Raw genomic sequence first — 21969 nt, 5'->3', positions numbered from 1 at the left:
CATGCGGCAAGGTAACTTTAATCAGTGGCGACCCCGGTCTAGGCAAAAGTTTCATTAGCCTGGACCTTGCAACGCGGATAACGCTGGGAAGCCCCTGGCCGGATGCGCCGAGTCGTTCGGCCCCTCGGGGAAGTGTGCTTATCTTAAATGCAGAAGATGACGCGGGGGACACAATCCGCCCCCGCCTGGACTGCATGGGTGCGGACGTGGGCCAGATTCACTTGCTGGACGCAATCCGCACAGGGGACGGGGAACGGCAATTTTGCTTGCGGCAAGACCTGGACATTTTGGAACAGGCGGCGAGCGGCATCGACGATTGCAAGCTCATTATCATCGACCCCATTTCTAGCTATCTGGCAGGCGTCAAACAGAATGACTCGGGCGAAATTCGGCAGGCCCTGGACCCTCTTAAGGGACTCGCCCAGCGGACGGGGGCCGCGATTGTATTGATTGCCCACCTAAACAAGAACGGCGGCGGGAGTGCCATTTATCGCACAAGCGGGTCTATCTCGATTGTCGGCATGGTTAGGTCCGCCTGGACAATCAGCAAAAGCCCGGATGATGAAACAACCCGGCTATTCTTGCCCACCAAAAGCAATATCGCCCCGGACGTTTTCGGACTGTCATTCAGGATTATGGATTCTCTGGTGGCATGGGGGAGCGAACCCGTGGAAATATCCGCCGATGAAGCCCTGGCCCACAGGCCCGGTGGCGGGGAACGCAAAGCGGAGAGCCTGGACGCGGCGGTAGCGTTTCTGCAAACGGCGCTGGAATTTGGACCAAAAGAATCTGGCGAACTATTCGCAATGGCGGAGCAAAACGGGATCAGCAAAAAGACCCTTTATCGGGCCAAGGATGAACTGGGGATCAAGCCCCAAAAGGCAGGCGGTCAGTTTGCTGGCAAGTGGACTTGGGGGATGCCCGGAGTGGATTTTTGACCCGGTGGGAACTTGGCCAACATGCGAACTTGGCCATTACCAAAATGAGTTGGCCAACATCGTGCGGACCCCGCAAAATGCGGCACGCCAGCGAAGTTGGCCAACTGGCCAAGTACATGGCCAACATCGTGAACTTGGCCAACATCGTAGTAATAGGAAAGTTACCCAAATTAACAGGGGCAGGGATGCCAACACGGACTAAAAAACGACGGCGGCGGGAACAGCAAAGTGACCGGCAGAGGGAGTTATGGCCCGTGGAACTGGACGCCCGGCAGGTGGCCCAGGTGACCTTTGACCTGCCCGGTGTGCGGGGGCCAGAGACCGAAGCGGAACGAGCGGGGGTTAGAGCATTTTTGGCCGAAGCCCGCGAGTATGCCCAACTCCCGCCTGATCCCGACGCATTGCCGTTTTGACCATAATCCGACCCCCTAGAATGCCCCAGGAATGCGTTTCGCGGGGCAAGTGGACTTATGGATACCATTACGTCGGAACGCGTCTAATGGCCTATTACGACGCCGTTTGTCACAGACTGTCAGGAACTATTGTGCTGATGGTACTTGCCTATCAGTCTAGCATTTGGTATCATCCTGGTATGGCCAAACATAAAACATTCGCCGAGCAATTAAAGCGGATTGTCACGCAATCCAAGCTGACACGTTACCAGATTTACCAACGGACGGGAATTAACCAAGCGCAGCTATCGCGCTTTGTGAACGGTAAAGGCGCAATTGGGATCGCCTTAATCGAAAAACTAACGGAACTTTTCAGGATCGAACTTTCCAGCAAGGAACCGGAATAATGGCCAGTCTCAATAGTAACGCCAAGCATTGGCGGATCGAATTCAAGCATCCCTTGGATAAACGGCGTAGGACGATCTACCTGCCGGTAAACGAATTTAGTGCCGATGATGCGGGGATTTGGCACGTTCACGTGGAAGCCGTCCTAGCGTCTTTGCAAGGCAAATCGATCCCGCCGCAAACGCTCAAATGGCTGAACCGCCTGGACGATGCCCCCTATCAAAAATTGGCCAATGCAAATCTAGTGGAATCGCGGTTAAAACCACAGCCGGCCAACGAATGGACGGTTGACGCATGGGTGACTACCTTTATTGAAAATAAGGCCGACGTCCAACAATCCACCAAAGAGACCTATCGCCACATTCGCCGGAACTTGGCGGATTTTTTTGGTGCCAATAAACGGCTAAAAGATGTTACCGATGGGGACGCGCTGGAGTTTTACGAATACATGCAAGGCAAGGCCGGACTCAGCATTGCCACCGCCTTGCGCCGGACGGCACTGGCCAAGCAGATATTCCGCCGCGCCGTGAAAAAAGGCCACATTCCCACGAATCCATTTGAGGACATCACCGGCCTACGGGTAAAGGCCAACGACCAACGGTTTGTCGAAGTCACCGAGGAAATGACGGCGAAGCTGGTGGATGCCATGCCCAACGCCGAATGGCGTCTGGCGGTGGTCCTGGCCCGTTATGGCGGCTTGCGCGTCCCTAGTGAATTGCTCCCCCTGCGCTGGCAGGACGTGGACTGGCACAATCGACGGATCAAAGTCACGAATGTTAAAACATGCCGCAAAACGAACAAACCCCACAGAATCATTCCCCTCTGGGAACGAATTCGACCTTACCTGGAAGCATGCTTCGACCAAGCGGAGGCGGGTGCGGAATACGTTTTCCCCGAAATTCGCAAGCTAGGTCAAGCTGGCCGCGATAAGGGAACCAACACGATCGGGTTGAATTTGCGCACGGCATTGGATCGATATGCCGCTTATGCTGGCGTGGAATTGTGGGAGAAACCCTGGCAGAACATGCGCAGCACTTGCGCGACCGAATTGATTGCCGAATACCCGTCCCATATCGTGAACGCATGGATGGGACATTCGGAAGAAATCGCCCAGGAACACTATCGCCAAGTGAAGCCCCAGGATTTTGAAACCGCGCTGGCACGGGAACGGCAGGCCCTCGACAAGGCCAAGAGCGTAACGAAAAACGTAACGTATTCAGGCACTATCAAGCGTGCTCAGTCACAATCGCGGGCAACAGCAAGTAGCGTAAAACAAGGTAAATCGCAGCCAGTGACATTCGATGATAGTATAGTGAACATGTGTACACTAGGCCCGGTGTGATTCGAACACACGACCAAGGGATTATGAGTTCTATTTAGTAGTGAACAGGTGTCCGAGATCGCAATTTCCTGGCCTAAAAACGAGTGCCATATTTGGCCTGCTGATTCCATTCGGGTCCCTTTAGGCTACCAAGCGTGCTACCGTTTGGCCCACAGTTCTGCCCCCAGGTCGTCGGCGTCTTGATCGACGTAATACTTAAGCGTCGTGTGAATACTGGCGTGTCGCATGATCTTTTGCAGAATCACAGGCCGCACGCGCAAACTCAATCTTGTCCCAAAGGCCCTGCGCAAATCGTGGGCACTGGCGAATTTGCCATGCTCGTTGACCACCACGCCCGCCTCTTCGCCAATTTCACTAATGATTCTACCCGCGCGGGTGACACTAGAGAATACCTTGCCGGTCCGCTTGTTGGCGGGAGTTTTTTTAAGGAACTCCGCAAATTCCGGCGTGATTGGCACCAACTCTTCTTTGCCAGATTTTTGACCGCTCGCCCGAAAGATCAGACGGGGATACTTACCGCTTGCCAAATCCACCATGATCGGCGGCTTGTCCCATGCTAGACGGCAAGCCTCCCCAAGCCTCAATCCAGAGAGCCACAAGCCCAGTAGAAGCTGCGTCCAGGTCTCTGGGTCATTGGGCCTAACCGTTGGCACGGCGGCCAGCAGCAGGGCAAATTCGGCCTCTGTGATGGGCCTGCCTTTCATCACGTTCACGCCGCGCATGCTCGGCATTGAGAACCGGGGAACGCTGTCCAGCATTCCCATCTTTTCGGCCCACCCCAGTGCCACCCGCAAATGCCTGAGTATTTTACCGACCGTTACCCGGCTCTTGGATTTGGCTAATAGCTTGGTGGAAAATTCACTCAGATGACCGGCGCTGATCATTCGGATATTCGTCGGTTGACCAATGAGCTTTTCAAAGTGATTGAGCGATACCCGGTAAGCCGTGCGGGATCCCCGTGCAAGCTGCAAGAGGTGCCGTTCCTCAAACTGTAAACGAAACGCATCCCAACTCACATTCTTATTTTCTCCCAGGTTGGATCGCTCTAATTCGGCCTGCCAGCGTGCCGCGGCACGCTCGGCCTCGCGCCGGTTGTCGGTTCCAGCCGACTTCATGACCCGCTTGCCGGTCAGCGGATGCCTGAAATAAAGCTGAAATAGACCCCGGTCAGGTCGCCAACGCACATTGACGCGGATCATACCCCACCCCCCACCGCGAAGAGCCGGGCGACTTCCCCCCGCCCAGCGTGCCTGAGCCACTGATTCATCCTAGCAATACACTCCATGGCCCGGGCTTGGTCGGCCCGCGAATCGGTCAGGATCGGCCCCATAAGCCGAGGGCCATGTGACCCAGTCGGATCGTAGACCCCGATCCGTACCAGCGGCACCTGGCAGACCCGCACACTCCGCATACTGTCAAAGTAAAATTGACGCCACTCTTGGCGTTCTAGGTCCACGGCCTGGATGAGCAGCCGGCCACGGCGCAAATCGGGCCGGAGCCTAACTGTCCGGGGGTCGAGCGGGCGATCGTCCAAATCCCGAATCGACCGAATCACCACCCGGCGAGACGCCAGGCGGGTCAATTTTCCCATGCGGTTGACCGCCGGATAGCTGAAATTCAGCACAGAACCTACAGAAAACATGACTTCCCCCTGTCAAAATTGTGCTGTTTCCTTACCGAAATTTCTCCTTGTGTGAACGGTTATACAGTAATTTTTAGCGGTTGCAAGGATTTTGGTAGCACAAAATGTAGTGGTTGGGGGGGCGTTCATGCACTATGGGGCGTTCGTACACTATTTGGATGCATATGTGTTGCAATTGCCAATCAAATGCAGAAAAACCTGAAACAAAAACAAAAAAATTCTAAAGCTGGACTATCTTGTAAGTCATATTTAGGATAATGGAGGGGAGTGGCCGATTCAAACACGGGGGGATGGTTAGACACGCATCCAAGGAGTAATATCATGAAAAGCACCAAGAATAATCAAGTGATCAGTTTTTACGTTCGCAATGCAATCCGAAAATACAATCAAGATTTCAAGTCGGAAATCTTGAGGTTGGCGGGAGAGCGACACGGGCAGTGCCGCAATATGACACAAACCGAACTTTCAGAGTGCATTGCCGATGCAATTCACAACGTGATGTCAAAAAACACGCCTGTCCCCATTGATGTAGATTTTAGCTTGCAGGAGCAAACGCTAGAAGAACTTAAGAGGGGCGATCTCGTGGATATGGAGCAATTGATTGATGAACTGGAATGTTCAATTACATCGTGAAAGAATAATTGAAAAACTCAGAGACCAGGGAATTCCAGATATTTTTATCCTGGATTTAATGAAAAAAGCTATTGCACAACTTAAAACCGAAGCAACAAGTTCTTTCAGGGAAATTGTTGCTCCGGTTCATTTATTTGTTTGTGATATAGATGCAAAAATTGATTCTGACTTAACCATACATGCCTGTTTTTATTTCAATGAAACAAGCATTAACGGAAAAAAATACCGTTACGTATGGGAAGCTTCTGCTAACGTTTGTTAAAAAGTCTTTTAGCCGAACACTACCGCGGCCAAATATCCCCCCAGCACCACTAAGAAAATCCCCGCGGCTAACCACCAGTTAGTTTTCGGGGCCGGATACTCCGGCTCGGGAGCGAATTCCGCCAGGGGGAGCGGTTCGAGGGTGTCGCGTATCTGCGGCGGCGCGTAGGGATTGGGGATCATAGTTGGGCTACATCTACAAAACATTACCATACCGCTGGCTAATCATAACCTCGATGTACCGCCTGTATTCGCTGCTCATGCGTGGCCCAAAGAGTGCGACCATGCCTCGTCGGCCAGCGTAATACTGCCCGCCGCCATTGGCCAAGCCGCCTAGGCCACCACCAACGTACAAGGTGTCGGTGTTGCCGATGACATTAAACCATTCGTTGGGGGTTGGCTCATTAGGCAGCGCGTCTCCTTCTTGTGTGATGATCGTGGCGTGCTGCACGCCATTACAAAAGTAGGTGAAGCTGGCTGCATCGCCCGTCTCCAAGCCATTCCAATTGATCAAATACGGCACACCCGCCGCATAAGCTGCCTCGGCCACTTGGCTTTGCACGTCCCCGCCTGTGCCCGCTAAATCGTTGCGCATCCGCAGCCACGGATAATTTGCAAGCGGCGCGGCACCCGATGGGTCAAGGTATTTGCTGCCCACAATCCCGTACTTGCCGGTACTGTTGCCGTTGTCACCTTCGGCGGTCAGGTAAAAACACTCGGCATTATACAGCGTGTCGAATTGGTGCATGAGAAACACCGAACCCGTGGGGTTGTTGAGCGCATTGGCCGTGCTCCCCCCCATGATGTTCTGCACATAGCCCCGCAACGCGCTGTTGGGCGCGGAATTGATGGTGCTTTGCCAATAACCGCGTCCAAAGGTAGCACTCAAATGCCGGCCATAGCGGCTTTTATCCCGCCAGCGGGTGCAAACTTTTTCGGCATCGACAGTGAGGGTGTCGGAAAAAACCCGCCCGGTGTGCTTGCAGATTTTAGAGTCGCCGTCCAGGGCCGCGACTAGCTTGGTCGATTTATACGCGCTCGGCAAATTGTCATACAGTGTTGGCTCTCCCGTGCCATACAGCGCCGCCGCCAAGGTGTCTCCAATATCCGCCGTCCAGTAGCGGAAGACCCCGCAGCCAAAGTTTGAGGTCCCCGCGTAAACGGACCAATTGCCGATTTGCAACGCGGTGTTGTTGGCGCCGATAGTGGCTGGAATAGCGGCGGAAGGTGTCACGGTTTGTGACACACCGTTTCGCCAAATCTTGACCGTGCCAGCGTTGTAGGTGATGACGAAATGTGAAAGCTGCTCACCCACGGCGGCCGCATACGCGGGAGTACTGCAACTGATCCACGCGCCACCGGGAGTTCGCAACCAAAAGACCACGGTGTTGCCTTGGTTGGAGCCACCACCTCCTCCCACAGCCCAGCCGCAAACATCGCTTGCGTAAACAGACTTAGAACAGAAGGCGCGATCCGCGGTGATCGCCTTGAGGTTGACCCACATTTCCAGAGTCAATTGGGATCCGGCGTTTAGTTCCGGGGCCGTGGGCGTGCTCAAATAGCTTTTGTTGCTGTTCCCAAAGCCATGTACAGGCCAGAGTGTGAGCGTGCTCAGATCCATCGGGTCCCACCACCCGTGGCAATAAGGGTCGAGCCACGGCTTGCGATTGCCGCGATAGGCTACCAGTTCCTCGTCATTGACATTGCGGCGGTTGCGTTTGGGATAACGTGGGGCGGTCTGGGTCATGGTCGGTACTCCGTTTGTGAAAGTTGTCAGGTAATTTCCCAAATAATTGGGCTCTCGTACAGAGAGTTTTCAGGTCAACCACTGGTAAGCGTTTGCGGGGACTCGCGATGTACACACGTTTCGCAATCCAATACGCCATGTTCCGTCAGCTTGTCGGTCGGGGCGCATTTTAGTTTTAATAGCGCGCAGGCGAACAATTTAATTTTCACGGTGCCCAGGCAACTGGGGCAATCGACGGTGCCGATGCTGCCCGTGCGGTGTTTGCATTCTAGGTTGTCTTTACCTGTTAGGTGTGGTCTGGACATTGATCGCACCACCTGACGTAAGGCAATTTCGGGGAAAGCGTGCATTCGGTATGGATTGGGCAGGCGTGAATTTTAATTTGGATTGTGCCGGAGCAAGTAGGGCAGGTTTCAGTGCGGATGGTCGGGCCTAGGTGGATGCAGGGGGTGGTGTGGGTGGTGGGGGATGCTTGACTGCAAACGCGGTAAATCCTCTCTGGCGTGTGCCCGGATCGCCGAACAGTCCCACACTTCCGGCATCGCTTAACCACTCCCGCTGGCTCCGTCACCTCAAACTCGCATAATGTTAGCTCTATGGGTGGATTAATGTCGCGTCCCATGTTGACCCTCCTGCAATAGTGCTTAAAACAACGTTACTACTTGGACAGACAACGTAATCACCTGACCCTGGATCGCCGCCGATATAATTGGAAATAATTTGATAAGTCACGGTGTTCACTGTATCGACTAGCAATGCCCTCCACTGGTAGCCAACATCTCCACCAACGACAGACAAAAGCCCAATGCTAACGGTGTCAAAATATCGCTGATCGCCTAGCCCGTCGTCATAATAAAGTAAACTCAATCCGGTTAATGACCCGCCGCAATTCGTAAGCACTGGAATAAAATAAGTGCCGTTCGTGTTGCTCCACTTAAAATTCCCGGCATTCACGGCATTGGCAAGGTTCAATTCGTGTTCGCTTGGCTGCCCCGGAATAAACGGCCACGGGCAAAACTGGTAGGAGCAATCATTTAGATAGCCCCAGAACTGACTAAAATGCACGGTGCCGGTAACGGTCCCGGTCCCGATATGGCATACAAGCCCTGGCGCGGGCGTTACACCTGAGTAAATTCGCGTGACGGTGCTTCCGTTCAAAACAACTTCATACGCCCCTGAAATTGAAGTTGACCTTAATCCGATAGTGTGGTCGGTGTTGGCTGCCGCCGTCACGCTGCATTCAACCGTCAAATAGTCTGTGCCAAGGTAATGGCTGTAAATGCGGATTTTTGCGGACGTTCCAACTTGCAATTCAACACTAATCCCAGTAGCGTAAGGCCCAAGCCCGAAGCGGATTTGGTCCCCGCTGGCCGTTCCCTTGGCGATAACTTGAATATGCGGAAATTGAGAACCTATACTCAAGGCCGCTAAATCCAATTCAACGGAAACATCACTATTGCTTGTGCTGGCCGTCCCGCTTCCTACGGTCCACGTTCCGCTGTCCACTGACCACTCGGCGTCAAAGCTGCTGCCAGCAAACTCCTGTTCGTATTGCGTGGTGCACGCAAAACCATCACAACAACACCATCCAAAACCCCACCCGGCCATATTATGGGCACTCCTTGTTCACGACTTCCCACTCCTGGCCGTTCCACGCAAACATGAGTTCGGCGTTAATTTCGACCGCCCCCATTTGGGACCGAACAGTTAAGTCATCGGTAATTAGCGTGCCGCTTCGGTCGTAACGATGAACGGTGCCTGTGCTGCCTGCGGTGATGGCGGTAATAGCCTTGCCGCGATAAACTTGCACCGGCGTTTTGGTGATGTAGTATTTATCTTCCTCTGGTGTATACGTGACCCAAACAATCTCGTTCCGCAAACCCGGCGTGTGGCCCTCCATCACGTAAACGGAAGTTGTGCCCGCGTCGTATGCCCCGTCGCGGAACAGCTTCACCGGCCCACTGGCACTAGAATCAATTTGGATCGTGTCAACCTTGGCCCGATAATGCTTGTAGCCTTCGTCCTCGATAACTGACCATTCGTTTTCGTCCCATGCAAAGGCTATCCAACGGTTTTTATCAACGGCCCGGTAACGGGACCGGACGGTAATGTCAACTGCCGCGACTTCCACGCCGGCTACCCAGCGGCGGGCCGTGCCCGTATCCCCTTTAGCCACATTCGCCGTGAACTTGCCGTGCTGCACCCAGTGTTCACAGCGAACGGGCTGGTATTCTTGTTCGTCAGTGTTCCATGTGACGAAAATGATTTCATCTTTAAATAATTGCTGACATTCGCGGTTGACAATTTGGGTTTTGTTGGCGGCACTCACATAGCCAGCAATCGACTCATCCCAAAATAGAACATAGCCGGGGGAGTTGCTGCCAATTTGATCGTCGTAAACCTTGGCCCGGATGATCGTGCCGGCGTTGGCGGCAACAGACAACAATTCCCATTTTTCGCTGTCGAGGTGGTAGTAGGCAAACCCTTTGCTGTTAATTGGCAACGCGGTCGAGAGCAAGTTGGCGGAGTCGTAAACCGTGATTGGGCACGTGCCAGCCTGCCAATTGCCCGCCGCGTTCACGTATTCCAGCACACTAGCCGCCGCCGATGATCCAGGGTTTAGGTTCGCAGTCAAGATAAAGCGACACAGCCGCTGTGGCTCCACGGTCTCGGCGGAAAAGCTCGGCGGCATCCCGCCCCCGTTGTAAACTTCCGTCAGCGTCCCTTCCCCGTCCCCCCAGTCCCGCCACACAATCCGCTGGATGCGACTCGTGGGCTGCAATCGCTGCACACCCTGAAAAACCATGATCCGGTCGGTATTGGCTTGGGCGAACCAGCCGGACAGATATCCCGCTAGCTCGGTGGCTCGGCTGTTGAGCGCGGCACCGTTATTGAGCGTTTGATCTGGGCAGTATTTGGCCGGCGCGGCATCCCATGCGGGCCAATTCGTCCCCGCCACCGCGCCCGTGATTTCGCTGGCGGTGCTATAAGTCAGGGCCGGATTGTCCGGCTCGGCGGTCGGCGCCACCTTACCAAAGTGCGTAATTATATTGGCCGGCGATTGACTGGCGTTGATCCCCTCCAGCGCAAAGGCGTCAAATACTCGGACGGTCGAGAGATTGCTGAGCGTCGCGGCATTGTCCGCTGCGGCCATGTTGATGATCGTGAACGTGCCGGTCCGTGGATTGAAACTTGGTTCGCAGCCGATTCGGGCCAAAAGTTCGCAAATCGCCCCCCAGACCGAGCATCCTACAAACGCCAGGTTGCGGGGCGAACTAGCTGGGGTAATGGGCAGCGCGGGGGCGGCACCTGCCACGCCAGGCAGCAACGCCCAGAGATCCGCAAAAATCGTGGCCCAGGTCCACAAGGCCCCGCTATTCAGAGAATCCGAATAAAACTTTTCGGCTAAGCGCGAATCGGCCAGCGCAAACGGCAGCGGCTTTTCCTGGTTGTATCGCTTGTTGATGGCCGTCAGTTCCAGGACGCAGCGCACATCCTGCAAATGCACCAGATACGCTTGGTCTTTCAGTCCAGGTGTCACCGCGACGGCTTTCACCAACCAGTAGTTATCAAAAGTTTCCGTTGCTCCACTGACCCAAGAAATCGTGATGGCCGCGTTCTTGGGGAGCTTGCCGGCATTCTCGCGGCTCATCAGGAACCAGGCGTTCCCCGGCTGCCTGCCGCGCGGGCATTCCACGGAATTAGCCAAACCGTCAAAATTCACGTGGCCGCCGCCATAGCGCGTCAGATCCTCGCGCAGAGGCCCCGGATCGAGGCAGTAACGGCCATCCACCAGGGGGTACCGGGTGATTGTCGTCATGCGGCCACCAACTTTCTGCGCTGGCCCCAGCCGACCGGAGGGCGAAAGGGGATCGCCGCAATGCGCCATTCGGGATTGATCGGTTCGCGGCCAGTCCGCAGCCAAAGCTGGGCTTCCTTAACGCCCCGGTCCGCGGCTTGACGAATCGTCAAGAGATTGACCGTGCAGCGGCAGTTAAAACCCCACGGGGGCGTAAACATATCCCATAGAGGATCATCCCGCCGATAAATCCCGGTGCCATCGAGGCCCAGCGTTTCAAGCGCGATATGTTCAGGCCGCGTGCGGGCGTCATGTGTGGCATAGTATTCCTGATAAGGAAACACAGCGGCCACCACGGGATTGCTCGCCAGCACTTCCTGGCCATCGGAATACGCGGTTTGCACATTCGTGCGAAACACGGTTTCTAGGTGTGCTGGACCAAGCGTGGCCTCCTCCAGTTCTCCCGCCATCGCGCGGCGAAAATCAGCCAAGCTAGCCCCATCCTGGACTTGCTCGGCCAATACGTCCCGCACGCGGGTCAGAATGGCTTCGTTGACCTTGCCGCTCATCGTGAAGGAGTTGGCCCGGATGGCATCACCGGCATGGTAATAATCCGCCGGATCGAGAATGCCACGGGTTTGCATTAAGTTGGCCGCTTGCTCGATCCGCGGAAAGCGAATCACCGGCGGACCATCTTCCCCAAACGCCGCCAGCGTGAGCCGGGGGGGCCGGGGAGGGTCGTTGCCTCCCCCCCAGCCGCGCAATTGTTGCCTCGTGAATTCCGGCAGCTTATCGGAGATTTGCTTCTGCCCCAGAATCCAAGCGGCGAGTTGCGGGATAGCGATGACCGACGTAAAAGACGGCTCTAGTTCGGCTAGGATCGCCCGGGCTTTGGCGACAATGAGGGCCGGATTTTGCAGGTCGGCCAGTCGCAATTCACGCCAAAATCGGCGCAAGAATTCATCAAAAATCGCTTCGCTGGCGATCAGTCCCCGTCCGATGATTTTGTCGAGAGTGGTCATTTATGATGGAATTGACTTGCTTTGTGGGGAATGTGGCCGATAATAGTAATAGCTCGTGGGCCGGTGTCGTGACACGTTATGGTGGACGCCCGGCTTGATCCACGAGCTTTTTTATTGCGCGTCTTCATAATCGTGGCTGTAAAACCAATCTCCGTTGTTGTCCTCCCTGACGATCAATCTCCCCCTGGATTTTTGGTTGGCGATATTAACCGCAACATTGAACACGTGGAACATTCTTACATTTGACCCTTTGGCCGTGTGGCCCGGCTTCATATCTGGCAGGGCCGAGCTTTGGTACTGTGCGCTGGCCAGCAATTCAGGGAGCTTGGCTATTGCCAGCGCCCGTCGCCTGTCGGTCAGGTTGGCGATTGCTTTCTCGATCCCCTTCATTGATACCTGAATTTCACGTTTCGTATGCAGATTCACAAACTTCTTTCCCGCCAAATTGCTTTTGGCATATTCATAAACCTCGCGCCTTAATGTTTTGTTGTCGGCCTGCAAATCGAATTCATTCCCCTTGAATTCAACTACGGAAGGCGATTCGTCTCCATTGCCTTTCTCTTGATCGTTCCCCACAAACTGCCCCCCCTTCTCCGACCCGGCTGGTGCATGTTCGTTTCCTTGGCTGTCCACGCTTAATGCCTGGGGGGGCACAGCGTGAACTCTTCGCACAATCGACCTGGCCCGGCGAATTGTGCTGGCCGCCCGTAGCAGCCCCATGCCGACCGCCCGTTCCATCACCATGCTGTCATCCGCCCCACCCCCATACTCATCGTTTCCCATCGAATCGTCGGCCATGCCGTCATCGCCAGCGAACGGCATTCCGCCACCGCCATCAGGAGACTTGGCTGGTCCCGCTTTACTTTGCTGCTCGAGCGCCTGCACGGCCAGCGGCTTAGTTGATACTTCAAACCAGCGGCCACCACCAAAATTCATCCGCACGAGCGGGCGTAAAACCTGCCTCACAACGTCACGTACCAAGCTGGCCAGCCAGCGATCCAGGGAATTGTAAAATGCCGCCATTGGGACTTGCTTGCCAGCCCAGGCGCCCGAATTATCCGAGCTTAAAACATCGTCCGGAACTTCCAGGCCGCGCAAGATTTCGGTATCGAGGTCCTTGGGGAATTGCAGGATATGAGTAGGATTGGCGGGTACGGTGGCGCGGGTTAGTTTCCAGAGGGGATTGCCATTGGCGTCATTCTTGCTGGGGAAACTGGTGACGCCTCCCGCCTGGAGTTGCTCGACAACTTCTCGGGCAATGTCTCGATTTGGCACCTCCTGGTCACCAATGATTGTGGTCCCTTCGGGGTACGCCAAATCGGCTCCCCCGTAGGCATCCTTGTGCATAAAGAGCCTGCGCACGTCGAGGGCCCCTCCATGGAGCCATTTATCGGCCCAGGGCGAATACGCGCCGATGAGGATGCTCGTGCCGTAATCCTCACCCGCCCCCAATGCATGATTGTGAAACACACAATTGGGGAAAAAACAGTCCACCATGCCCTCGTCGGCCATTTGCACATTCAGAAATCGTGCGCCTACGGGTTGCCCCTGAAACTTGATGATCCGCGTATCACGGGCATGGCGGGGCAGCAAATCCAACACCTCCACGGTTCCATAGTGTGTCACCTCATAGGTGATTTCCGCCGCCGCCCAGCCCCAGCGTTGGGCATCCAGGAGCACGTCGATTTGATTCCAGATTTTCAATAGTTGCCGTTCCACGTAAGCGGCGATGATTTCGTTTTCGGCCTGAATGCCGGGAATCCATTTATCCCCTTGCTTGTAGGCAAATTCCGGCGTACAGAGCGGTGCCGCGCGGGCCGCTAACCCCAGTTTGATGGTCGGCTCATACTGCATGGCCTCGATCACATTGAACGTGAACGGGGGTAAGTCCCTGGGCCGCAGAAAGTAGCGATGATCGACCGGCTTGTAGCCGCGCGTTTCCGGTAGTCCCAAGAGCGAACGGAGCGCCTTGTTGATCCGGGGATCGGCGCTCTGCATTCCGGCTGGCTCAGGCGGGGGAGTTTGGGTGTCAATTTGGGGCATGGGTATTACGGGTCGCTCTTTCGGCATAGGCCCGCGCGGCACGGGATTGCGCCTCGCGGGCTAACTGTTCGTCATCAAAAGCTTGCAAATAGGTGTGGTAGGCTTGCTGGTAATCGCAGGGGTCTACCAAGCCCAGGTTGATCCGCTCTTGGGCTTTAACGCGGTTGAGGTTGCTTAGCAGTCCGATTTGCTTGCCGCGGGGCATGTTTTCGGCGTCCAGTCCGTACCAAAACGCTATGTCGGCGGCGTCTCGGTATTTTTTTTTAAGGTTTCGATTTGGGCACCGGCCGCGCACCATAGCTGGAACGCCATCGTGGGGGTGCACATTGGCAACCCCAGCCCCTTGAGGCTGTTTGCCAGGTCGAACAGGAACTGCGGAGTCGGCACGTATTTGCCATCCCGGATTTCCAGGTTGTGGGTCCGTTCTTGCTCTTCGCAAGCAAGTTTCAGCAGCATCACGTCCACTTCATGTGGCGTTTTTGTACCGGTGGCATCGTCCACAATGTTGAATTTCATCGAACCCGTTTGCAGGTCCACTATAGGTAACTGTGCACTCATTGATTTTGCTCCACGTTATCGGGAATGGTGACTGTTCCGGGCAGCCCCGGAATCATGTAATTTATGGCCCAGCGGGCAGCGTACAGTGGCACACCAAAACAGACCGCGACAATCCGACAATCAAATACCGAGTCCGTTTCGATTGGTGTCTGGTTGCCGAATTTTTCCAGCTTGGGTTTGGGAATGGGGTATCCCGCGCGGGTCGCAAGGCCGATCAGCGCCACGTCCATCGATGGTTGGCCGCTCTGTTGCAAAGTGTCCGCCGTTCCGCTGGTTGTTCCCAGGTCCAGCGACGTGGCCCGCATATCCGCTGACCCGGCAACGGTTCCTCCTGACACATAACCAGGCGCATACGGGTCATCGCTCTGGGACTTGGGTGGCTGCAATGGACGTTGTCGATAAGAGGGCGTTTGAGATTTTGGCACAATCTGGTTTTGAAAACCAACGTAACTTTTGTCTGGTGGCGGTTTTTTGTTCTCTGGTTTTCTGGGTTTTTCCCGGTAACGTGGCTCTGGCTTGAGATAATCCTCAAACAACGCGCCATCCCTTTGGTTGCAGAGCGATATCACAATGTCTTCGCCACGCGTAAAATTCAGCAAGGTGTGGCCGCGCACATCTTTGGCAAACCGTGCTCCCACTGCCCAGCGGTCCCACGTGTCGGGCAGACGCTTCCACAATCCCATGTCCAAAAATTCCGGGATGCCCCCTAGGATACGGTAGCTGGCGGAAAAGCTGGAACTTCGCGAGTAAATATCCTCTTCCACATCCAGGGAATCCAGGAAAACCGGAACACCGTTTTGCTCCGATGTTTGGATGCGACTGAAAAGCAGGTCCAGGAAGATGCGGAACGCCCGTTCGGGCGCAACCGTCGGCAACAGTTCAATCGAGGCTCCCACAAAGTTTCGTGGGAGCATCCCCTGTCCCTTGCCACGTTGCCAACTCACCCGATGCCGGGCTTCAATTTTCCGCACGCCTTCGGGGTAGGCGTTGGGGGACTCGATCTCCGTATCGGTGATCGTAAAATTCATCCTCGTGCGGTCAGGTGTGATTTGGAAAGATTGGTTGCGTGTGAAGTTAGGAAGCACCGGCACCCGCAAACGCTCGCGGTATTGATCAATGGCATCCAGTGGACGCGAATCCGTACCGGTGTTTTGCGCGATTTGGATATAACCCGCAATCGCCCGTGTGCAATACCCACCATCGTTGTAACTGTAATCCAGGCTGTAATTGAAGGCCATGACGCCCGAGTTGAGCACGCTGGGTATACCCAGTTGGTCCAGATAGCATGGAACCGGCAAGGTGATCTTGACCACATAAACGAAGGCACACGAATTGCTTGAGCCTATCGGTTCCCAATCCAGGGACTGGGGACTTGGCCCATTGGCGATGTCCCTGGATCGATTCAGCGAATTATACCCGCTGGTATCGATGTCCAAGAACCCCCGCCCAGTCATGACAAACCGCCCCCCTTGTCTCAGGAGTTTTGTTTCCAATTCCGTCCAAAACATTCTATTGCCACCTTGATTGGCAATGACACCCGTAATGGTGAGTGTGATTTCATGCGCAATCGTCACGCGCCCAGCGTCATCCTTGAGGGGGATGGTCTTGGCCTTGACCTGGGAACTACCATCGAAAACATAGCCGTCGTAAGACAGTGTCCCCAGAGGTTGCCCGACAAATGTGCGGTCCGCGAGTGTGGGCATGATTTAACCTCCCGCCGGTCGAGGCTTGATGTTGGCCGGGGGCGCTAAACGCACCCCCCCCATGCCGGTGTAGAGTGCCGACAGTTGACCCAGCCACTTATCGCCAAAATCGTCGATTTCATCCCCATTTTCACCAAATGCCTGAATTGCCTTGTTGATTTTTCCCAGTAATTCTTTGAGTTTGCCTAGGTCTTCCGTCCAGACCCTCACGGGATCGGTAAACAAATCGATGATGGTTACCAAATCGTCCACGCCAAAATCTATGGCAGCGGCTATTAAGCCCAGCGTGTCAATCATGAATTCAATAAATGGCTCCAGAAGTTCAAAGATTTTCACTAATAATTTCAGGCAGCTTGTCCCTATGTCGTAAAAGATTGTCTCGATCCGGCTGATGGCGTCATACATTTTTGCCAGTCCCGGTCCGATCGCATCAGCCCGTCGTATCTCTGCTTGCATTTGGCGAATTTCGCCAATGGATTCGGCTATGGAGAGTTCCGGCGAATACTGGCTAATCGCCGCGGTTTGTGATTTGACCGCGGCGGAGAGGGCCTTAAATGCGATCACCGAAACCGCCACAGCCACCGTCAGGGCCGCCACCGCGATCCCCACCGGCCCCAGTGTCGCGGCCATTGCCGCCATCGCTCCACCCGCCGTTGCGGCACCCGCCGCCGCGCCCGTGGTGGCCGCGCCGCCACCAGCCGCCGCTCCGCCCGCCGCTGTCGCCGCGCCCGTGGCGACGGCTGGTCCCACGGTTGCCGTGCCACCGCTCGCCGCTGGTGACCCGGCGGTCACTGCTTGTGCCACAGAAGCCCCGGCGGTGGCAATCGCCCCGTTTGCGCCATTTCCCGCACTCGCGCCGACAGCGGAACCTGCCGCCCGCGTGCCTGTGCGAATGAACCGGAACGCTTGGGCCACGTCCTTGATTTCACCTGGCAGGCGCATTGCCAGTTGGCCCATTTCCGCCAGTCGGCCAAGCCCCAAATCACGCATTAAAGTGAATACGGACTTGCTGGCATCCGGGCCAGTTTCCGGTTTGTCTGGACGCTTGGGGGGCATTCCGCCTGGCAAACTCGGCGCGGCATCCATCACGCCTCCTTTTTTTCCCTTGTAGTCAAATAGCCCCGTCTGGCCTCAACGAACGCGGCGGCAAAGAATAGCGCTTTGTCCGCCAATTTATTCAGGACATCCGTGGACGTTGCATCGGTGACTGAGTACGACGAAGACCATTCCACAAACAGCCGCGACGCAATCTGATCAAAGATTTGCGACTCACTGTCGGGCACTGGATTCAAACGAAAGCTGTAGGTTTCCCCGTCCATCACGCCTCCGAAAATGGGTTGGTGGATTTGATCTGGCGGATGGCTCCCGTGGGCAAAATCAGCCCCTTGGAAATGCAACGCGCCTCGTAAAGCTGCCTCTTTTCGTCGTCCCCCAGTCGCCACCATCGCTGGTAATAGGCGTTGGCGTGCCGGTGGCACAGGCCACGTTTTGCGTGTGGTTCATCGCACAGTAAGCAAACCCCTTGGAGGATTCGCTCACGAATGCGAGCAATATGCCGACGTGGTATTTTGATCATGGCCTTAATGCCAATCGTGAATCCGACTATTCGATTTAGCTGCACGGTGGAACCTCTTGATGATCCGGCCTCCGTGCGCTAACTGCTTGGTTGCTGTAAAGTAACGGTATAGTACAAACATTATCGGCTTTGTCAACAGTGTACTTTCCGTGAAGTTTCCACAACAAACAGCAAAGAATATGTAAACTATTACCAGAAAAGCACTTAGAAATATCTAAAAAAGTTTGCTATTATTCATGAATGCAGCAAAGAGAACTGGCCAAGGAACGTGAATCGAGACGCGTTTGCATCGTCTGCGAAGACGGGAGCACGCGAATTACCCGTGGTTTATGCGCGAAACATTACGAAAAGTACCGCGCAAAGTTCCTTTCATTACCGCTAGAAAAACGCCCGAAATACGATGAATTCCTAATTGAACGTGGGCTTTTAATGCCTAACCGCCAAGGCAAAAAGCTCGATGACGATGACCCGTTCGCCGACGCATTAGATCAATTCAAACAAGCCGAAACCCTTGCCGCCGGTCCCTTCCCCGAAGACCCGCACCTCAACCGGCAAGTATTCCAGGCCCTGGCCAAGATCGACGCCGAGGCGGCCAAACAGCCCCCGGCCCCTAAAGAAGTGGTGCCGGAGAAAAGAGATAAGCCAGTTAAAACCAAGAAAGAGAGTGGAAAGTGACGTTGTTTCTTAAAATTGAAAACCAGGAGTATGGTCCCTATTCCCTGGACCAATTTCGCGAACTTTGGGATTCCGGACAAATCCCGGGTGTGGCGCTAGTCTCAAAGTCCCAGGGTGGACCCTGGAAAGACGTATTGTCTGTGTTTGGTAAGGCGCATAGCCAATCCCCGCCATCACCACCCCCTGTGGTGCATTTCACACCCCCCGAAACCACACCAGATTTCAACTTTAGGCAAGGTGAATCGCAGGTAGAGCCGTATCGGGCCGCTGCAAAAAAATTTGCCACCCAAGCTCGACAATTAGATCAGAACCACTTGATATTACCGCTATTATTTGCAGTGACCGCCGGGATTAGCTCTTGGTTTTGGGCACGATTGGGAAACGCCGCCTATTTAATGCAATGGTATGATTACAGGGAATACATTCCCAGATTGTTGATCGACGTGGTCGCGGTCGCCTACCCGCTAATTTGTTCGTTTCTCACGGGTTGGTTAGCTTTTCACACTGCACGCGCGATCCGCAAGCTATCGGGTAATGGACACCCTTGACGCTCTCCGGGAAAAGCTCAAAGACAAGTAGGCCAGCGATACCCCCATTCCCACAAATACCACCCCCGGTTCGGGGATCGGCGTGGACCCAATATTCAAGAGCATATCCTGGAACTCCGCATTCTGCGTGGTGTTCAGCGGCGCGCTAAACGCCACGGCCTGGCCGATGTAGAACTTGCCCGTCTGCTGCACGCTGTCTTGTAGCTGAAACGCCCCCAAAATGAGGTTATCCCGCCCGGTCACGTTCCCCATCCAGCTATTCAGCATGGCCGCGTTGCTGCCGTAGGTCGGCGGATAATTGACCCCGTTCCCCCACAGTTCATAGCTGGATGTTCCGCCGATCCCGTGTGCCCGGATATTCAGCGAATAGTTGGTATTGAGCAGCATATTCGATCCATCCGCCTCGATCCCGCCGTTGAACGCCGGAACGTCGGGTTGATTACGCATACGCATGCCAAATCGGTAATTCGGTCCTACTTGGCGCGTGTAAAACATCGTGTATTTGCTGTTGCTCTGCTCATCCGCGCTCGAGAGCGGGAACGTCTCGGATGACTGTTCGAGCCAATGCACGTTCATGCCGATTTGACCTTGGGTTGTCATCCAATCCGCGACCACAGCTTTCAGGTAGTGAATCGGCTCAAAGTAAACGGCTGGTCCCAGGGGGGAGTTTAGCACGTATTGCGGTGCGCGGGCTTCATCCGGGGCGGCAAAGACCAGCCCCGTGGCTTTGTCTTTCCAGGCCAGCACTTTACCCGCGGGGGTCAATGTGAGCGTCGAGAGGTCCCGAGCATCGAGAAAGAGATTGCAGTTGCCGACCGACAGAGGGTCAAGCATCACCGCCTGGAGAGACCATAGGCCACTGAAAAATAACAAACACGCGCATAGCACGGACCGCATTGGCTGCCCCTTGATTGAATGAAAATGTGGCTCCTAGAAATAGCTAACAATTTGGCCAAACTGATAGCACGCCTAGTATGTTCAGGCTTGCCGCTTTAGTCAATCTATTTGGGGCGGCAAATCACAAGAAAATACTGGACTAACAGAATAGAAACGCCAGAAGATTACTGGATTATCCCGCAACCCATCGAGCCGTTTGAGAATCTTTTCATTTTGGGCTACCAAACAGGCTACCAAGGGCGTTTTGTCACAAGAAAATGCAGTAGGCCCGGTGTGATTCGAACACACGACCAAGGGATTATGAGTCCCCTGCTCTAACCGCTGAGCTACGGGCCCGTTATTTACTGTAAATTTCGGGGCAGAGCCTCTCGGCAGATCCGCCCCGTATTTCAAAAATCAAATTTTCCCAGCTTTCGAATTTTTTTGCCAGAGGATGGCCCCGCTAGAACACAAAAAAATTAAAAAAAATCACTCGCGGAAGGGACATGTAACGGATCAAAACCAGCGTATTTTAACTGGCAGGGTTCCCTCAATTCATGCATTTTTTCCCAATCGCAATTTTTTAGCCGTGCAACATTGTGTGCCGTATGAATAGCGCATTGCAAAATCTGGTGCCACAATCCAACGAATTTAATCGCCAATGACACGACCTGTGGCGCTAGGGTTCACAGGGAAAGAATTGTTCTACACCCCGTGGCATGCGGAAAAATTCGCTAAACGGCATTATCAATCATAAGACGTGCCCCCGCCAACTCATGCTGTTGACAGATCTCTGGGCGAATAAGCGCAATAATGGGAAGTTGTTGAGTAAAAAGTGTTGCCATAAGCTGATTTGGTATTGGCCAATACCAAATATCTATTAACGGGAGAAGCAGCTTGTGTATTAACGACATCGTTCACCAGGCCGCGGCGAACGATTTTCCATTGTTAGACCGCACAGCTAAGCGGCTTTGCGTGAATTCCCTTACATTGAGGAAGCGAGCGCCGACACACGCTCGACTATCGCCACTGGATCACAGGCGTAAAGGTCAGCGCCTCCAAAGGGATTCAATTCCAATAGTCGCAATTGTCCATTACATTCACAGACATCGAGTATGTAGACGTTATCAGGTTCCGCGAGCGACGTCGCTATAGTAGACGCGAAGTTCGCTGCAGAAGAGTTTAATTGTACGGTCACCGGTTTTCGCACTTTAGGGTCGTAGGCCGAACCTGCGATGACTGAACGATTTGCAATCACAAAACGCCATTCATTGCCGATTGTTTGAATGGGTGCGACGACGACCAGAATTGAATCATCATCGTAGTAGAAACCATGATCGAGCTTTGCTAGCGTAAGCGTGGCAATATCAACAACCCGTCCACTAAATGGTTTTAATGGGCTGTCAGGACGCACGAATAGGCGATCAGTAGAGCCGAGTTCATTTGCAATCAAGCGAGAGTTTGCGACCAATTCATTTGCAGGACAGATCTTCCAATCACTATGGATAAGCCATTCTCGAGCGGATTCATACCATGTTGAGCAACGAAAAAATTCAACTGGACAAAATGAGCCAGGAGTCCATTGAAGTTCATCGGTAATTCGTGCAGCGTTGCCAAGTGAGCCATGAAATACCACAGACGAAGTGGGAATATGCGAGGGCACACCTTCAGACCACCAAGTGTCAGACCATTCAACGATACGATACCCCTGATCACGGATGGCTTTCCGGATCGGGCCATGCGTCTCGGGAAAAATGTTGGGCTCAAGTACCCAAGTTACGTCAGGCATATTATTGTGGCAAAACAGGC

22 protein-coding genes and 1 tRNA gene are annotated in these 21969 nt (G+C 54.3%); 7 read left to right on the top strand and 16 right to left on the bottom strand.

Translation table 11 applies throughout. The annotated features are described in order from the left end of the window. From SFX18_13390 to SFX18_13375, 4 genes are all read left to right on the top strand, one after another. A partial coding sequence (locus SFX18_13390) for an AAA family ATPase (protein MDX1964141.1) occupies positions 1-938 on the top strand: 938 nt, incomplete at its 5' end. Continuing rightward, positions 935-1351: a hypothetical protein gene (locus SFX18_13385; protein ID MDX1964140.1), complete on the top strand. Its 417-nt coding sequence runs from the start codon at positions 935-937 to the stop codon at positions 1349-1351. The genes SFX18_13390 and SFX18_13385, both read left to right, overlap by 4 nt. Before the next feature lie 137 nt (positions 1352-1488). Then, positions 1489-1737: a helix-turn-helix transcriptional regulator gene (locus SFX18_13380; GenBank protein ID MDX1964139.1), complete on the top strand. Its 249-nt coding sequence runs from the start codon at positions 1489-1491 to the stop codon at positions 1735-1737. Beyond that, positions 1737-3077: a site-specific integrase gene (locus tag SFX18_13375; protein MDX1964138.1), complete on the top strand. Its 1341-nt coding sequence runs from the start codon at positions 1737-1739 to the stop codon at positions 3075-3077. Before SFX18_13380 ends, SFX18_13375 begins: the two co-directional genes overlap by 1 nt. A gap of 137 nt (positions 3078-3214) precedes the next feature. Here SFX18_13375 and SFX18_13370 read toward each other — a convergent pair whose 3' ends face one another. Further along, positions 3215-4276 carry a site-specific integrase gene (locus SFX18_13370; protein MDX1964137.1) on the bottom strand — a complete coding sequence of 354 codons (1062 nt, stop codon included), beginning with the start codon at positions 4274-4276 and terminating at the stop codon, positions 3215-3217. Beyond that, complete coding sequence (locus SFX18_13365) at positions 4273-4719, bottom strand: hypothetical protein (GenBank protein MDX1964136.1); 447 nt, start codon at positions 4717-4719, stop codon at positions 4273-4275. Before SFX18_13365 ends, SFX18_13370 begins: the two co-directional genes overlap by 4 nt. A gap of 321 nt (positions 4720-5040) precedes the next feature. On the opposite strand from SFX18_13365, the gene SFX18_13360 reads away from it, so the two are divergent. Together SFX18_13360 and SFX18_13355 are read left to right on the top strand one after the other, a co-directional pair. Then, a complete protein-coding gene (locus tag SFX18_13360) occupies positions 5041-5352 on the top strand; it encodes a hypothetical protein (protein MDX1964135.1) in 312 nt (103 codons plus the stop codon). Continuing rightward, entirely contained in the window at positions 5324-5614 is a 291-nt protein-coding gene (locus tag SFX18_13355) for a hypothetical protein (GenBank protein ID MDX1964134.1), read from the top strand. The genes SFX18_13360 and SFX18_13355 overlap by 29 nt, the downstream gene beginning before the upstream one ends. 8 nt (positions 5615-5622) lie before the next feature. Here SFX18_13355 and SFX18_13350 read toward each other — a convergent pair whose 3' ends face one another. The 11 genes from SFX18_13350 to SFX18_13300 all read right to left on the bottom strand — a co-directional run bounded on the left by SFX18_13350 (position 5623) and on the right by SFX18_13300 (position 18106). After that, positions 5623-5796: a hypothetical protein gene (locus tag SFX18_13350; protein MDX1964133.1), complete on the bottom strand. Its 174-nt coding sequence runs from the start codon at positions 5794-5796 to the stop codon at positions 5623-5625. 13 nt (positions 5797-5809) lie between these two features. After that, positions 5810-7360, bottom strand: a complete 1551-nt coding sequence (locus tag SFX18_13345) for a LamG-like jellyroll fold domain-containing protein (GenBank protein ID MDX1964132.1) — start codon at positions 7358-7360, stop codon at positions 5810-5812. Positions 7361-7954: 594 nt separating this feature from the next. Continuing rightward, positions 7955-8968: a hypothetical protein gene (locus tag SFX18_13340; protein MDX1964131.1), complete on the bottom strand. Its 1014-nt coding sequence runs from the start codon at positions 8966-8968 to the stop codon at positions 7955-7957. A 1-nt stretch (position 8969) separates the two neighbouring features. Then, on the bottom strand, positions 8970-11180 hold the full coding sequence (locus SFX18_13335) for a hypothetical protein (protein ID MDX1964130.1): 2211 nt from the start codon (positions 11178-11180) through the stop codon (positions 8970-8972). Beyond that, positions 11177-12181 (bottom strand): phage minor head protein, encoded by a 1005-nt coding sequence (locus SFX18_13330; GenBank protein MDX1964129.1) that lies wholly within the window; start codon positions 12179-12181, stop codon positions 11177-11179. Before SFX18_13330 ends, SFX18_13335 begins: the two co-directional genes overlap by 4 nt. Before the next feature lie 111 nt (positions 12182-12292). Then, positions 12293-14224, bottom strand: coding sequence for a hypothetical protein (locus SFX18_13325; protein ID MDX1964128.1), 1932 nt, complete (start codon positions 14222-14224; stop codon positions 12293-12295). After that, positions 14211-14429, bottom strand: a complete 219-nt coding sequence (locus SFX18_13320; protein MDX1964127.1) for a hypothetical protein — start codon at positions 14427-14429, stop codon at positions 14211-14213. The genes SFX18_13325 and SFX18_13320 overlap by 14 nt, the downstream gene beginning before the upstream one ends. Positions 14430-14458: 29 nt before the next feature. Beyond that, positions 14459-14782, bottom strand: a complete 324-nt coding sequence (locus SFX18_13315; protein MDX1964126.1) for a hypothetical protein — start codon at positions 14780-14782, stop codon at positions 14459-14461. Continuing rightward, positions 14779-16485 carry a hypothetical protein gene (locus tag SFX18_13310; protein MDX1964125.1) on the bottom strand — a complete coding sequence of 569 codons (1707 nt, stop codon included), beginning with the start codon at positions 16483-16485 and terminating at the stop codon, positions 14779-14781. Before SFX18_13310 ends, SFX18_13315 begins: the two co-directional genes overlap by 4 nt. A 3-nt stretch (positions 16486-16488) precedes the next feature. After that, positions 16489-17475, bottom strand: a complete 987-nt coding sequence (locus SFX18_13305) for a hypothetical protein (GenBank protein MDX1964124.1) — start codon at positions 17473-17475, stop codon at positions 16489-16491. Between the two features lie 328 nt (positions 17476-17803). Next, positions 17804-18106, bottom strand: a complete 303-nt coding sequence (locus SFX18_13300; protein ID MDX1964123.1) for a hypothetical protein — start codon at positions 18104-18106, stop codon at positions 17804-17806. A 195-nt stretch (positions 18107-18301) separates the two neighbouring features. On the opposite strand from SFX18_13300, the gene SFX18_13295 reads away from it, so the two are divergent. After that, positions 18302-18736, top strand: coding sequence for a hypothetical protein (locus SFX18_13295; protein MDX1964122.1), 435 nt, complete (start codon positions 18302-18304; stop codon positions 18734-18736). 524 nt (positions 18737-19260) lie between these two features. Here SFX18_13295 and SFX18_13290 read toward each other — a convergent pair. The 3 genes from SFX18_13290 to SFX18_13280 form a co-directional block, all read right to left on the bottom strand. Next, positions 19261-20118 carry a hypothetical protein gene (locus SFX18_13290; protein ID MDX1964121.1) on the bottom strand — a complete coding sequence of 286 codons (858 nt, stop codon included), beginning with the start codon at positions 20116-20118 and terminating at the stop codon, positions 19261-19263. 326 nt (positions 20119-20444) lie between these two features. Beyond that, a tRNA-Ile gene (locus SFX18_13285) sits at positions 20445-20517 on the bottom strand. Between the two features lie 628 nt (positions 20518-21145). After that, positions 21146-21949, bottom strand: coding sequence for an ATP-grasp domain-containing protein (locus tag SFX18_13280; protein MDX1964120.1), 804 nt, complete (start codon positions 21947-21949; stop codon positions 21146-21148). Between the last annotated feature and the right edge of the window lie 20 nt (positions 21950-21969).

It is taken from the genome of Pirellulales bacterium (genome assembly GCA_033762255.1).
Classification (GTDB): domain Bacteria; phylum Planctomycetota; class Planctomycetia; order Pirellulales; family JALHPA01; genus JANRLT01.
This window is presented reverse-complemented; position numbering and strand designations above follow the sequence as displayed.